Annotated in this window: 14 protein-coding genes; 6 read left to right on the top strand and 8 right to left on the bottom strand. The window is 36.4% G+C overall.

The genetic code is table 11. The features are described from left to right. Nucleotides 1–12: 12 nt before the first annotated feature. Together RG565_RS02240 and RG565_RS02235 are read left to right on the top strand one after the other, a co-directional pair. Entirely contained in the window at nucleotides 13–747 is a 735-nt protein-coding gene (locus tag RG565_RS02240; RefSeq protein ID WP_049534012.1) for a response regulator, read from the top strand. Then, entirely contained in the window at nucleotides 744–2,453 is a 1,710-nt protein-coding gene (locus RG565_RS02235; RefSeq protein ID WP_247936609.1) for a sensor histidine kinase, read from the top strand. The genes RG565_RS02240 and RG565_RS02235 overlap by 4 nt, the downstream gene beginning before the upstream one ends. A 28-nt stretch (nucleotides 2,454–2,481) precedes the next feature. Here RG565_RS02235 and RG565_RS02230 read toward each other — a convergent pair whose 3' ends face one another. The 6 genes from RG565_RS02230 to RG565_RS02205 all read right to left on the bottom strand — a co-directional run bounded on the left by RG565_RS02230 (nucleotide 2,482) and on the right by RG565_RS02205 (nucleotide 7,989). Next, entirely contained in the window at nucleotides 2,482–3,261 is a 780-nt protein-coding gene (locus tag RG565_RS02230) for an ABC transporter permease (protein WP_186832738.1), read from the bottom strand. Nucleotides 3,262–3,263: 2 nt separating this feature from the next. After that, nucleotides 3,264–4,043: an ABC-2 family transporter protein gene (locus tag RG565_RS02225; protein ID WP_151380266.1), complete on the bottom strand. Its 780-nt coding sequence runs from the start codon at nucleotides 4,041–4,043 to the stop codon at nucleotides 3,264–3,266. Then, nucleotides 4,036–5,019, bottom strand: coding sequence for an ATP-binding cassette domain-containing protein (locus tag RG565_RS02220; protein ID WP_022525120.1), 984 nt, complete (start codon nucleotides 5,017–5,019; stop codon nucleotides 4,036–4,038). Before RG565_RS02220 ends, RG565_RS02225 begins: the two co-directional genes overlap by 8 nt. Before the next feature lie 149 nt (nucleotides 5,020–5,168). Beyond that, nucleotides 5,169–6,413, bottom strand: coding sequence for an NAD(P)H-dependent oxidoreductase (locus tag RG565_RS02215; protein ID WP_308937440.1), 1,245 nt, complete (start codon nucleotides 6,411–6,413; stop codon nucleotides 5,169–5,171). 18 nt (nucleotides 6,414–6,431) lie between these two features. Continuing rightward, a complete protein-coding gene (locus tag RG565_RS02210; protein WP_022525121.1) occupies nucleotides 6,432–7,040 on the bottom strand; it encodes an NADPH-dependent FMN reductase in 609 nt (202 codons plus the stop codon). Between the two features lie 19 nt (nucleotides 7,041–7,059). Continuing rightward, on the bottom strand, nucleotides 7,060–7,989 hold the full coding sequence (locus RG565_RS02205) for an FAD:protein FMN transferase (RefSeq protein ID WP_247936717.1): 930 nt from the start codon (nucleotides 7,987–7,989) through the stop codon (nucleotides 7,060–7,062). Between the two features lie 285 nt (nucleotides 7,990–8,274). On the opposite strand from RG565_RS02205, the gene nox reads away from it, so the two are divergent. After that, complete coding sequence (gene nox, locus RG565_RS02200) at nucleotides 8,275–9,648, top strand: H2O-forming NADH oxidase (protein ID WP_247936608.1); 1,374 nt, start codon at nucleotides 8,275–8,277, stop codon at nucleotides 9,646–9,648. A 296-nt stretch (nucleotides 9,649–9,944) separates the two neighbouring features. On the opposite strand, the gene RG565_RS02195 is transcribed toward nox, so the two are convergent. Together RG565_RS02195 and RG565_RS02190 are read right to left on the bottom strand one after the other, a co-directional pair. Then, nucleotides 9,945–11,255: a sensor histidine kinase KdpD gene (locus RG565_RS02195; RefSeq protein WP_021001669.1), complete on the bottom strand. Its 1,311-nt coding sequence runs from the start codon at nucleotides 11,253–11,255 to the stop codon at nucleotides 9,945–9,947. After that, nucleotides 11,256–11,945: a response regulator transcription factor gene (locus RG565_RS02190; RefSeq protein ID WP_003024592.1), complete on the bottom strand. Its 690-nt coding sequence runs from the start codon at nucleotides 11,943–11,945 to the stop codon at nucleotides 11,256–11,258. A 171-nt stretch (nucleotides 11,946–12,116) separates the two neighbouring features. Here RG565_RS02190 and RG565_RS02185 point away from each other — a divergent pair, with 171 nt between their 5' ends. The 3 genes from RG565_RS02185 to RG565_RS02175 are packed head-to-tail and all read left to right on the top strand — an operon-like array spanning nucleotide 12,117 to nucleotide 14,490. Next, a complete protein-coding gene (locus RG565_RS02185) occupies nucleotides 12,117–13,025 on the top strand; it encodes an ABC transporter ATP-binding protein (protein WP_247936607.1) in 909 nt (302 codons plus the stop codon). Then, entirely contained in the window at nucleotides 13,025–13,765 is a 741-nt protein-coding gene (locus tag RG565_RS02180) for an ABC transporter permease (protein WP_003024586.1), read from the top strand. The genes RG565_RS02185 and RG565_RS02180 overlap by 1 nt, the downstream gene beginning before the upstream one ends. Next, nucleotides 13,762–14,490: an ABC transporter permease gene (locus RG565_RS02175; RefSeq protein ID WP_003024584.1), complete on the top strand. Its 729-nt coding sequence runs from the start codon at nucleotides 13,762–13,764 to the stop codon at nucleotides 14,488–14,490. Before RG565_RS02180 ends, RG565_RS02175 begins: the two co-directional genes overlap by 4 nt. The last annotated feature ends 52 nt before the right edge of the window (nucleotides 14,491–14,542 follow it).

Raw genomic sequence — 14,542 nt, 5'->3', positions numbered from 1 at the left:
AGGAGTGCGCTCGTGTATTCAATTATGATTGTAGAAGATGAATACCTTGTTCGACAAGGTATTTCGTCTTTAGTAGATTTTGAAACATTTGATATGGAAGTCATGGGCGAGGCTGAAAACGGCTTGGATGCTTGGGAAAAGATACAGCTTGCACAGCCTGATATTGTCTTGACAGACATCAATATGCCACATATAAACGGGATTAAACTAGCTCAATTAGTCAAAGAACAATATCCTTCTGTTCATATTATCTTTTTAACGGGCTATGATGACTTCGATTACGCTTTATCAGCAGTAAAATTAGGTGCTGACGATTATTTACTAAAGCCGTTTTCGCGGGAAGATGTGGAAACGATGTTGTTTAAAGTCAAAGAGAAATTGGACAAGGAGCGAAAGCAGCAGCAAGTTCATGAACTGGTTGAGCAAGCAGAATTTTCTGATTTAGAACAAGCAATTCATGATCGTTTAACCGATACAGAATTATCTCTTAAATCACTCGCTTTTCAACTCGGGTTTAGTTCGTCTTATTTGAGTGTTCTCATCAAAAAAGAGCTGGGCTTGCCATTTCAGGATTACTTAATTCAAGAACGGATGAAGAAAGCAAAATTACTGCTTTTGACAACTGACTTGAAGGTTTATGAAATTGCAGAGCAGGTAGGCTTTGAAGATATGAACTATTTTTCTCAACGCTTCAAGCAAGTCGTTGGAGTAACACCGCGGCAATTTAAACGAGGAGAAGGGCAATGAAACGATATTCGCTCCTGATTCAGTTAGTGATTTATGTTTTTATTATGATATTAGCTCTTTTGGGAATTGTCGGTGGGATTTATTATCAGACTAGTTCGGTTGCTATTCGCCAGACAACTGAGCAAAATACACGCAAGACCATTCAGCAAAGTGGTCAGTTTATCACTTCTTATTTACAAAAGGTTAAACAGACAACGAGTAGTTTGGCTGAAAATGAGAAAATAAAGACATACGCACAAATACCAAGCCAAGAAAACGCTGAACAACTTTGGCAATTATTCGCAACGATTTTAAAAACAGATTCGGATTTGGTATCTGCTATTTTGGTAACAAAAGACGGAAATCTCATATCAACAGATCCTGAATTAACCATGAAGACATCCGCTGATATGATGAAAGAAAAATGGTATCAGGATGCTATCCATAAAGGTGCTATGCCGATTTTGACACCAGCACGAAGAACCGTCAGCCATACAATTGGTGAAAAATGGGTGATTTCAATCATGCAGGAAGTTGTAGATAAAGACGGTAAAAATTTGGGGGTTGTTCGCTTAGATATTGGATACAAGACGTTGGAAGCTTACTTAGATCAACTGCAGTTAGGAAAAGAAGGATTTACCTTTATCGTCAATGCCAATCATGACTTTGTCTATCATCCTAAAAAAGCAGTTTATTCTTCTAACGCTGAAATGAAAGCGATGGCGCCCTATCTTTCTGTCAAAAATGGCTATGTCAAATCAAAACAAGCTTATGTATCTCAATATCAAATTCCAAATAGTGGTTGGACATTGATTGGGGTTTCTTCAATGGAACAATTGCATGCAGTTCAAACGCAGATTTTGTGGTCTTTTATTGGAACAGGTCTGTTTGCTTTGGGTGTTTGTCTAATAGGGATCTGGTTTGTGCTTCGGCTTTGGATTAAGCCTTTGCGAGATTTGCAAGCAACCATTTTAAAGGTTGGAAGTGGGCATTCAGATTTGAGGGCTAATGAAACCGGCTCTCCTGAATTAGTTGATTTGGCAAGACAATTTAATATTATGTTAGACCGGATTGATCAATTGATGATTGCAGTCAAAGAAGAGGAACAGAATGTCAGAAAATATGAATTGCAGGCGCTTTCCAGCCAAATCAACCCGCATTTTTTGTACAATACGTTGGATACAATTGTATGGATGGCAGAATTTAATGACAGCAAGCGTGTGGTAGAAGTAACAAAATCACTAGCTAAGTATTTCCGTTTAGCTTTGAACCAAGGACATGAACAAATTTCTCTTAAAGATGAAATTGACCATGTGCGTCAGTATCTCTTTATTCAAAAACAGCGCTATGGTGAGAAATCGCAATATGAGATTAAAGAGTTGAAGCAATATGATGACTACAAAATTCCGAAGTTGATTTTGCAGCCTTTGGTTGAAAATGCGATTTATCATGGTATCAAAAAAATGAATCGTCAAGGGATGATTCGAGTTAGCGTTTCTGAAAATGACACGCAGCTCATCGTTTCAATTTATGACAATGGTCGTGGCTTTGTCGCCAGCGAAACTACAAATGCTACACTCGTTCGCTTGGGTGGTGTAGGTCTGAAAAATGTTGACCAACGTTTGCAATTACAATTTGGTAAATCTTATCACATGGAAATTAAAACTGAAGAAAATACTTATACGGAGATTCGTCTCTATTTTCCAAGGGCAAATAAAACCAACTGATGAAAGATTTCAGTTGGTTTTTTAATATTTAATTCCCAACACTGGAGAATTTTTTCATGCCGTATTTGAATAGAGCGTAGTTGATAGTAAAAATAACAAGTAGGACTAAAGGAAGTAGCAAACCAATCCAGCTTAGATTTAAAAAATAAAGAGCTGGAAAAAAAGAAGTAAAAGCATAAGGAAATACAAAAATTAGTATCAATTGGATAAAGGTTGGGTAAATTTTGATAGGGTATTGTGCCATTTGATTGAGGGAGAAAATCCCCATTGTGATAGGGAAAGATTCGACAATCCAAAAAGCAAGAGCAGTAGGTCCTAATTGAATAGCGGCATAGAGTAAACCAATACAAATACAGATAAAGACAAAGAGAAGTAGATGAAAAATGTTCCAATGCAGTCCGAGTAAATGATAGGATTGATAAGTTGCAATAGCTCCCATCAGTGTTGTGCCAAAGCCTTGTAGCTGCACGCGTTCACAAATTAGCTGAAAAAGAGGATTGATGGGCATGATAAGCAGGCGTTCAAACTCACCTTTGCGAATATAGCGGCTTCCAAACATCCAAAGATTGTCAAAGAAAATCAGGTGAACTGAACGTCCGATAGTTGCCATTCCATAAATAAATAGCATTTGTCCATAGTTGAATCCGGCAATTTCCTTGATATTTGCAAATAATACATTTAAAAAGATTAAATAAACAATCTGTTCAATCAAAGAAGAAATAAGTCCAATAAAGAAGTCCATCCTATAAGACATACTAGCAATCAAGTAAGCTTTTAAATTATAAAAATAAATATTGATGTATTTCATCTTCAACCTCCTAAAATGACTAAACGGCGTTTAGCTTGATACCAAAGCAGAGCAATGAAAGCTGAAAGTATCGGAATCCAAGCCAACTGAATCCAGAAGAGTTCAGTATTAACAGGTCTTTTCAAAAGGATATTGACTGGAAAATTAACAGCAAAGCTGTAAGGTAACAGTTTCAAAATATTTGCGATATTTTCTGGATAAAAACTCAGTGGCAAAAGCGATCCAGACGCAAGTGAAAAAAGCCCATTTCTGAGAATCAAAATTCCCCATGTATTCGTCGTGAAAAAGGCTGTTAAGCTAAACCCTAAATCTAGCAAGAGGACAATAAATATTCCTAATAAACTGGAAAATAGGAAAAGCAAACCTGTTTGCCAATTTGGAAGATAGAGCTGCCCTTGAATGAAAAGAATCATCAGTAAAATTGGAATGAATTTAACAATTTCAACAATTTTGACAGCAAAGTCTTGGAAAAAGAGCGAAGTAATTAAAGAGTAAGGATAAAGTAGCTCACCAGTAATATTCCCATCTACAATCATCAGAGATAGATCCCGTCCAATACTAAAACTATTTAGATTTCCTAGTAGATTTGCGAAGATAATATAGGTAGTGAACGTTTCTAAAGTATAACCATTAACATGAGATTGGGTGAAAAAAATGGTTTTCCAAACAAAAATAGAGACAAGAACTTGTATGAAAGTACGAATCAGGGTTGCAACAAAGAAAGATTTATATTGAAGTTGCGTAATAAGAGCTAATCGTGTGATATGGATATATTTACTCATCAAGCCCCTCCTCATAAATTTGTTTGACGATATTTTCAATTGTCAATTCTTTGATAGCTAGGTCTTCGATTGAATAATGATCAAAAATCTGATTAATAACTTGGGCATTAGTATAAATATCTGTCTGATAATGAATATTGAAATGATAAGAGTCAATTTTCTCAAAACGAAAACCATTGATTTGGAATAGCTCTTCTATTGGCGTTTGCGTTTTGAAAGAAATGGTTTTAACTGTTGAAAACTTTTCTCTTAATTTCGTCAGACTTCCATCATAAACCTTTTTGCCCTTATCAATGATAAAAATTCGTCCACAGAGTGATTCAATATCTTGCATATCATGAGACGTAATGAGGAAAGTTGTCTGGTGTTCTTTATTCATAAAGCGAATGAAGGAGCGGATTGTTTCTTTTACGCTGGCATCAAGACCAATTGTAGGCTCATCTAAGAAAACAACGGCAGGCTGATGAATGAAAATAGCAGCAAATTCGCAGCGAACTCGTTGCCCGAGCGAAAGATTACGAACAGGCTGGTGAATAAAATCTCCTAGCTGCAACAGGTCAATTAATTGCTCCAAGCGTTCCTCAAAAACTTTATCAGGAACGTCATAGATTTTCGCATGCAAAATAAAAGATTCCAGCACAGGAATATCCCAACGTAAATGTGATTTTTGTCCGAACAAAACGCCAATTTGCTTATTGACTGCTGTACGATGTTTCTGTGGGGTAAGTCCATTAATTTTAACACTACCTCGATCTGGATAAAGAACACCTGTCAGCATTTTTATAGTCGTGGATTTTCCGCTTCCATTCGAACCAATATAACCAATAATTTCACCTTTTTGAACCGTTAATGAAATATTCTGTACAGCGTGAATTTGTTTTTTCTTGGGGTGAAAAAAGGCTTTGATAGAACCTTTAAGGCCTAATTCTTTCTCGACAATACTATATGTCTTATATAATTGATTTGCTTCAATCATCATTATCTCCTTGCAGCAGAAAACGTTTGCGTATATTCATTATTATAACAAGTTCACGGAATCTGTGCAAGTGAATCTTATGGAATGATCTTTTACACAGAAAAAAGGATGAGACAAAATTGCTCAACCTTTTCTTTGATTTCTTTAGATCAATGACTGGAAGCGCTAGAAGTAGCATCTACCTCACTCGTACTCTCACTGTGACTACCTGTATCCGAAGCACCGGAAGTTGCATCAGCTTTAGCCTGTCCTCCTGCAGGAGCGAATGGACCGCTTCCACCAACTAGCTGCTGACCAGTTGTTTTCAAGTACCATTCCAGCCATGGTCTGAAATTAAAGACAATTTCATTGATCCCAGCGTAAGAGCCGTCTGGATAGTACATGGCCTGATAATTGTGTGTATTTAAAACTGGTGAATGCGGATTTGGAATCAGGGTGCGGACATATTCTTGATTGCCGTTACGCAAGGTTCCGACCACCCACTCTACATTTTTCATTCTGCCAGCCGGAAGTGAATTGTGAACCGTTGATAAGCGGTTTCCTGACTGAGATGGTACACGTTTTGCCAGCATGGTATCAGGGTCTTGATGTGCATTGTTGTAGTAGAGGAATTGGTTGTTGTCATCGGCGTAAGTCAGTTCAAAGGGCATGGATTTCAAGAACATATTGATCTGATCCACCGTTAAAATACCGTGGTCTAGTTTTACATAGGTATCTCCTGAGACGGCACCTACCATAGCAGCAGCCTTTTCAACCCATTCAGGATCATCTGGGTCAATGCCTTGAATCGTTGTTGCGATAGGTTTGGTCACATCTAAATCTTCTGGTTCAATTGGTTTTGGTTTTTTCAATTTTGAAACGACCTCTACATATTTCATAAAATTATCCAAGCAGGTTTCAAGGAATTTGACGGTTCCCTCGTTGATAATATTGCCCTCATCGTCGAAGGCTTCTTTGGCTTTTCCAAGCAGAAATTCATTTCCGGGAAGAGTATAAGCATTGACACCTGGTGCGTCAAGAATTTTGCGTAAATGGACCTGTGCGCGTGAAGTTCCTTGATCGTAGTAAGAAGCGCCCACAATCATGACAGGCTTATTTTCAAATGGATGAACTTCAAATGACAGCCATTCAAGCACGCTTTTCAGAGCGGCAGTAATGGTATGGTTGTGCTCAGGTGTTGCGATAATGACGCCGTCTGCACGGGTGATTTTGTTGTACAGGAGGCGAAGTTGGAAAGATTCGTCCCATTTTTCGTCTTGATTAAACATCGGAACTTCATCAATTTCCAAGACTTCCAATTCAAATTTTAGTTTAAAGTGTCTTCTGATAAATTCCAGTAATTTACGATTATACGATTGCTCTGCATTTGAGCCTACAATTCCTACAAATTTCATTGCGTCATTCTCCTTTACTTACAAGTTTTCCCAGTCAAAGTTTTCAGCTTCTTTGTGCAATAATTCCTGCGCACTGGATAGCTTCTCGGTAATTTTCACAAAAAGACGGAAATCATCAAAGAGTGCGTCCAATTTCTGAATGGTTTCAAGGTCAATGAGATTGCCATCTTTATCAAATGCTTGCAGAGAGTGCGACAGCAAAAACTCAGATCCGGGCATGACGGAAGCTTTTAACTCAGGGGCATCCAAAATCTGGCGAAGCTGTAACTGTGCACGAGACGAACCCAAGGTTCCAAAGGAAGCGCCTGTAATCATCACGGGTTTATTGAGCATTGGATAAATACCATAAGATAACCAAGCCAGAGCACTCATGAGTGAAGCTGGGATAGAGTGGTCGTACTCGGGCGTTCCGATAATGACCCCGTCAGCGGCTTCTATCTTTTCAGCAATTTCCGTTACAATAGCTGGAAGTTTTTTGTCTGCGGGTTTATTGAAAATGGGAATGTCTTTGATTTCCACCAGTTCAATTTCTGCTTTATCCGCAAAATGTTTTTGCATATATTGTAATAGTTGGCGATTGGTGGAACGTTTTGAATTTGTACCAACTAAACCGATGAGTTTTAACATAATTATTTCCTTTCCGATATTAAAATAGCAGTTCTGGCTTTAAACCAGAAGAATAGAATAATTGACCATCTTTTGTAATCCCTAACGCTTCAATCTGTTCTTCTTTTTCAACTTGTTCTAGAATAGACGATGGGCTTTCACCAAATAATCGTGTTGTCCAAATTTCACCATCTACAGAGCGATTAGACACAATCGTTAAACTAGCGACATTTGTCTCCACAGGATAGCCTGTCTTGCTATCAAGAATATGGTGATAGGAATGTCCTTGTTTTTCAAGGGTTCGCTCATAAATTCCTGAAGTCACAACGGATTGATTCACGATAGGAAGAATGGCGAGGTTATTTCCGCGTGTTAATTTTGGATGCTGAATCCCAATCCGCCAAGGACGCTTGGAAACTTGGTTGATTCCTAGGGTTAATACATTCCCGCCTAGATTGATGAGAGCAGAAGTCACGCCTTTATTTTTTAAGAACTCCATCACTTTATCAGCAATATAGCCTTTTGCAAGTGCTCCAAGATCAATTTTCATTCCTTCTTTTGCCAAAAAAACACTAGAAGAAGTAGAATCGAGTTTAATAAAAGTAGGTTTTATTAAAGAAAGACAATATTTGATTTCTTCCGGCTGAGGCACTTTAGCGTCTGAAAAACCAATTCGCCATGTTTGTACAAGTGGTCCGATAGTAATATTTAAGTGACTATTTTGAGCTAAACTATGCTGTTTTCCTAGCTCAATTAGCTCAAACAAATCAGGATGCACCTGAACCCATCGTTTTCCAGCTTGATGGTTGATTTTCATCAACTCCGAAGCATCATCATTTGCACTAAAGCGTTTCTCATACAGAAAAAGTAGCTGAATAACTTCGTCAAGTAGCAGATCTGCTTGCGGATGCAGAATTGAAATCGTAATCGTCGTTCCCATTAAGTGAATGGAACGAGAGCTGAAGTCCACCATATCACATCCTTTCTACAAATAAAAAATACATACCTATTATAACAGATAGATAACGTTTTCACAATTTTTTTCTATAATTTTCTGACAATTTCAACAAAGCTGTCTGTCTACAAGATGAGATAAAAACTACATTGAGATTAGAAATGAAAGCATTCATGAAAAGTTCTCTTAAATTGATAGAAAATGTAATATTTTTCAGTTTTATGAGCAAATATATTGTAAACGCTAACACGTAATGTTATAATGTTTTAGTAAATTAAAAATTAAGGTAGGAATTGCTCTATGAGTAAAATTGTTGTTATTGGTGCCAACCATGCTGGTACAGCTTGTATCAATACGATGTTAGACAACTTAGGAAATGAAAATGAAGTTGTGGTGTTTGACCAAAATTCAAACATTTCTTTTTTAGGATGTGGAATGGCGCTTTGGATTGGTAAGCAAATTGACGGTCCAGAAGGATTGTTCTATTCAGATAAGGAAAAACTTGAAGCAAAAGGTGCTAAAGTTTACATGGAAAGTCCTGTTTTGTCAGTTGATTATGACAAAAAAGAAGTGACCGCACTTGTAAATGGTCAAGAACACCTTGAATCTTATGACAAATTGATTTTTGCGACTGGTTCACAACCAATCATTCCGCCGATTAAAGGTGTTGAAATTGTTGAAGGAAATCGTGAATTTAAAGCGACTCTGGAAAACGTTCAGTTTGTAAAATTGTATCAAAATTCCGCAGAAGTCATTGAAAAGCTGAAAAACAATAAAGGAATCAATCGCGTTGCTGTTGTTGGAGCCGGCTACATTGGTGTTGAACTCGCAGAAGCTTTTGAACGCCTTGGAAAAGAAGTAATCTTGATTGACATTGCAGATACTTGCCTTGCTGGTTACTACGACCGTGAATTGTCTGACTTGATGAGTAAAAACTTGGCAGATCATGGTATTAAACTTGCCTACGGTCAAACTGTGCAAGCAGTTGAAGGCGAAGGTAAAGTTGAACGTATTGTAACAGATAAAGAAACGTTTGACGTAGATATGGTCATTATGGCTGTTGGCTTCCGACCAAACACTGCCCTTGGCGCTGGCAAGATTGAACTTTTCCGTAATGGCGCCTTCCTTGTTGATAAAAAACAAGAAACAAGCATTCCAGGAGTTTACGCAGTTGGTGACTGTGCAACGATTTATGACAATTCCCTTGGTAAAATGAGCTACATTGCACTTGCTTCAAACGCTGTCCGTTCAGGTATCGTTGGAGCTTACAATGCAACCGGTCATGAATTAGAAGGTATTGGTGTGCAAGGCTCAAACGGTATCAACATCTACGACCTTAAAATGGTTTCAACTGGCTTGACCTTGGAAAAAGCAAAATCTGCTGGCTACAATGCGGTTGAAACTGGCTTTAACGACCTTCAAAAGCCAGAATTTATCAAACACGATAACCATGAAGTAGCCATTCGTATCGTATTTGATAAAGATACACGTGTCATCCTTGGAGCACAAATGGCTTCACACGAAGATATTTCAATGGGCATTCATCTCTTCTCACTTGCAATCCAAGAAAAAGTGACCATTGATAAACTAGCTTTGACAGATATTTTCTTCCTGCCACACTTTAATAAACCTTATAACTACATTACAATGGCAGCATTGACGGCTGAAAAATAAAGATAAGATATTGAGTTTATAAAGCGTTTTTAGTGTAATTCGTATATAGTTGTTGACAAAACATTTTAACAGTAAAAGAGTGCAACTTTATTTGTTCACTCTTTTTTTGCGTATAACAGAAAAATTTTTGATAAATAGAATAGTATTGCTACTTATTTATCAAAAATTTACGATGATTAGACGAAAGAATACTTTGCCCCAAAAATAGCATTTAGAAATATTTAGAAGATAAATAATGTGTTGCGATGCTCCAAATGGTTAGTTTTCTGAGTGTAAGCTTGTTCTTAGGTAGGTCATCAGTCCTTTACTAAAGGTAAAGAAATGATGACTTTTAAGCCTGGCTGATTGTCTAAAAAAACAATTTCACCTTGATGTAATTTAATAATTTGTTTAGTGATAACCGTTCCCATACCATGTGATTCATAATTAGTCGATTTTTGATTTAGCTCAGTAATTTTTTGAGCTGTAATATCTCCTTGATCCGCAATGATGATGAGCACTTTATTATCAGATAATTGATAAGTCAGATCAATCTGGTTAGAACCGCTGTGTATGATACTATTAAGCAAGAGATTTCTAAAAGCTCTTTCTAGTAAAGTTACCTCTCCTTTTACCAACACTGCCTCGGTAGGCAAATCAAAATGAAGTGTAATTGTTTCATAATTATTCAATATATCGGCAATTACTGTTCGTAGGACTGCAACCAAATCAAGACTCGAAAATTCGGAGTGATGCTTTTGATTATCCAATAAGTAGCTCATATTGAGATTAGAAATCATTTCTTTCATAGTTTGAATCTGATTTTCAATTTCCTCCGTCTGCTTTCCTTTACCATATTGCTGCTCTAGCTGACTGTTATAACCTGATATGAGCATAAGAGGATTGCGTAAATCATGACTGACCCCTCTAATCCATTGCTCTTTCATCGTGTTGCTTTCTTCCAAAATATGAGATGTTTCATTAAGGGCTGTCTTAATTTCTGAGAAATTTCCCTTTTCATTAAGAGCAATATTTTGACCCTGAGACAAAGAAGTGACAGCAGTAATAATCGGATCCATTTCCTTTTTAATGCGTAGCTTTGATCGGCTCAAAAGAATAAAAATAAGTAAAAGAATAATACCCAAGAAAACAAGTCCCAAACTGAGAAAATTCCTAATAAATTGTGTATTAGCATAGAAATTAAATTTTGCTAAGGAATGCTTTTTAGGATAGCCCAAAACTAAAATTTGCTGACCTCGTACATAGGAGAAAACAGGGTAATCTTCTAAATACCAACGTGAAAATTTAACCATATCAGCATTGGTATAATGTCTTTTGAGCTGTTGAGGTAAATGATAAGATTGGACAATATTGCCATCTTGATTCAGTACCATAGCCCAAGTATTTTGTTTATCCATTTCAATTTTGCTGCTTTTATCAAAATTAAAATTATTCTGTTGACTCGATTGAGCGATTTTAGTGTAAAGTAGTTCCGGTTTTTCCTTTCCATAGAAACTAAAATAGGATGAGAAAACCAAACCATAAACAAAAACAAGTCCTATGATTAAAGCCAAGAGTAATAGAACATACCTGGTTAATAACTTAGTAAAAAATTTAACGGTATCCATTTAATTCACCTTTAGTTTGTAACCCAAACCTTTAACCGTTATTAAGCTTTCTGGTTTAGATGGATTGGCTTCGATCTTTTGTCGAATCTTACGAATATGAGCCATTAGGGTATTATCATAGCCTTGGTATTGTAAGCCCCAGACTTTTTCTAAGAGTTGGTCAAAAGTAACAATGCGATTCTTATTATCATATAAGACCTTAAGAATACTGTATTCCTTAGCTGTCAGCTGAATCTCTAGTTTTCCTTTGGTAATCAAGGCTTGGCTAAAATGCACCTGGCAAGCAGGCAAAACAAGGGTATCTTCCTTTTCGGGATAGGCTCTTTTTAAGATGGAAAGAATACGCAACTCCAAATCTCTTGGGCGGAAAGGCTTGATAATATAGTCATCTGCCCCTAACTCAAAGCCCTGATATTGTTTTTCTATATCGGAGATTGCCGACAAAAACAAAACAGGAACCGTTGAAGTCTTACGGATACCTTTTAAAACTTCAAATCCTGATCCTTCAGGCAGCATAATGTCTAAAATAACTAAATCAAAAGATTTTTCTTCAAATTGCTCCAAAGCTTCTTTTTGTGATTGTACACTTGTTAGATTGCTAAAACCAGCAATGTTCAATGATTCTTGCACCATTTCTAAAATTTCTGGGTTATCGTCTAAAATTAAGATCTTCTTTTCTTTATAATTCATACTATTACCTCAATAAGACTAGTATAACACATTGCTTCCTTGGTCAAGGACTTTAAAGTAAAAATTAAGGAAGAATTAAGGTAATGAATAGGTTAAAATAAAGGAGTTTCATTATAATAAAAATAGCGAAAGGATATAACATCACTCTAAGATTTTTAAAGGAGAAAACAAATGAACAATTATATCGTTGAAACCAACCAATTAAGTAAGGATTTTTCAGGTGAAGTAGCCGTTAATCAGCTCTCTATTCATATTAGAAAAAATGAAATTTATGGTTTTTTAGGACCAAATGGTGCTGGTAAGAGCACTGCTATGAAAATGCTTTTGGGATTGTTGCAACCAACCCATGGTTCCATTAAGCTCTTTGGCAAAACCTTTAATAGCAATCAAATATCACTCCTCTCAAATGTAGGTTCCCTTATTGAGGAGCCCTCTTACTATGCTAATTTGACCGGCTATGAAAATCTTGAAATTATCCAAAAATTACTTAAATTACCAAAAAGAAATATTGATGAAGTCTTAAAGATTGTCAAACTTTTCGATCAAAAAGACAAGCTAGTTAAAAACTATTCACTAGGCATGAAACAACGTCTAGGAATTGCGCTAGCCATTGTTAAATTTCCTAAATTACTGATTCTGGATGAGCCAACTAATGGTTTAGATCCTGCTGGTATTCAAGAAATTCGTGAGCTCATCAAGTCATTACCACAAAAATACGATATGACTATCATCGTTTCTAGCCATATTCTTTCAGAAATTGAACAGATGGCTACGACTGTCGGTATTATTAATCATGGTCAATTACTTTTTGAAGGTCACCTATCTGACCTTAAAGAAGATGAAAAATATCTGTTTGAGACCAGTGATGATGTAACTGCTAAAAGAATACTAATGTTCAATGGTTTTAATTTGGATGATGACAAAAAATTGATTGTCAACGATAACGATAAAGTTAATATAGCCACTGCTATTCGACTCTTAGTTGAAAATGATGTTGATATTTATCAAGTTTGTATGATTCGTCGATCGCTGGAAGATGTTTTCCTTGATATGACAGGACGGGAAGGAAGTGTTTTGTAATGCTAAATTTACAATTAGAATTTATCAAATTAAAAAGACGTTCTTTCTTGCTATCTTTGATTGCTATTGTAGCAGTGGGCTTGATTTGGAGTGGCGTTGTTATCAAATATGAATTACCTAAAACGCATGAGGCCTATAATGCCATTTATACCATGACTTACTTGAATGATTGTATTTTGCCACTTTTCATTGCAGTTTTAGCGTCTAGACTACTGGAATTGGAACATCTAGGCAAAACTTTTAAACTCTTGCAAACCAGTAACGAAAGTCCTTGGCAACTTTTTAAGGCTAAATTGACTGTGATGGCTATTTTTGCTTTTGTTGTCAGTTTGATTCAAACGCTTTTTCTGAAATTTATTATTCAAGGCATGCAGGTCAGTGTGACACCTGTTTCATTGAGTCTCTTTTTGTTCACAACTTTTTTGGTTTGTCTCTTTCTGTCTTGTTTACATCTTTGCTTAGCTTTTATCTATCCAAAGCCAAGTGTGACAGTGGTAACAGGCTTAATTGGTTCCTTCCTGTCATTTGTAGGTATCGGTGCGTTACCATTTCCTATTCGTATTTTCATTCCTTGGCAATATTTCTCTATGATGGGAATCGCTAAACGGGTGGCTGGAACTAACACTTATCTTTTTCAATATGATAATGCTTATCCCTTTAAATTAGTCACATTATTGCTTATCATTTTTTTAAGCATCTTTGTCAGTAAAAAACTCATTGGAAAGGCGGATCTATTATGATTATTTTTGAATTTAAAAAAATTAAAAAAAGTGCTATTCCGATAACGCTTATCTTCTTTAACCTTGTTGGGTCCTTATTGGGAGCAATGATTTACGCTCTCAATCGAAAGGTGCTCCTAGATGGTACACAAGCTCGCGTCCTTTGGGGACAAACAGTTTTCTATTCCTCGCAGATATTTACTCCTATTCTGATCGGGATTATCTGTTCCATCAGTTGTCAATTCGAGGAAAGTAATAAAAACTGGCAGCGCTTATTAAGTATTCCGGTTAAAGCCAATCGTATCATTTTATCAAAAATCACCAGCTTATCACTAGTCATGGCTATTAGTCAACTGATAGTTCTTCTCTTTTATATTATCAGCGCTTTGGTTTTGAAGGTACCTTTTGCAAATTATCTACTGGACTTTTTGCTTTGGTCTATCACAGGTTGGATAGCAACCATTACTATTGTCACCATTCAAATTTTTCTTAGTATTCGCTTAAAAAATTTCGCAGTGCCTATTCTTATATCAGCTATTTTGGCTATAGCAGGGCTTATGACCCTATTTATTGGACAAGGTCTTTTTAGCATTTTCCCTTATGCTCAGATTGCTGTTGGTGATCGAGCTCGTTCTTTAGTCCCTTTTACCTTATCTGAATTTATCCTTTTCTTAGTTGTCAATGGTGCTTATATTTTTGTCTTCTATACCTTAGCAGTTAGACAGCTTAAAAAGAGATTTATTTAATCTCATTTATAGTAAAAAACAAGAAGAAAGCGAAGATTTATCGTAATTGTTA

Source organism: Streptococcus sp. IsoGale021 (assembly GCF_031142795.1).
In the GTDB taxonomy this organism is placed as follows: domain Bacteria; phylum Bacillota; class Bacilli; order Lactobacillales; family Streptococcaceae; genus Streptococcus; species Streptococcus hominis.
Note: the sequence above shows the minus strand (reverse complement) of the source record. Positions and strands in the feature narration are given on the sequence as shown.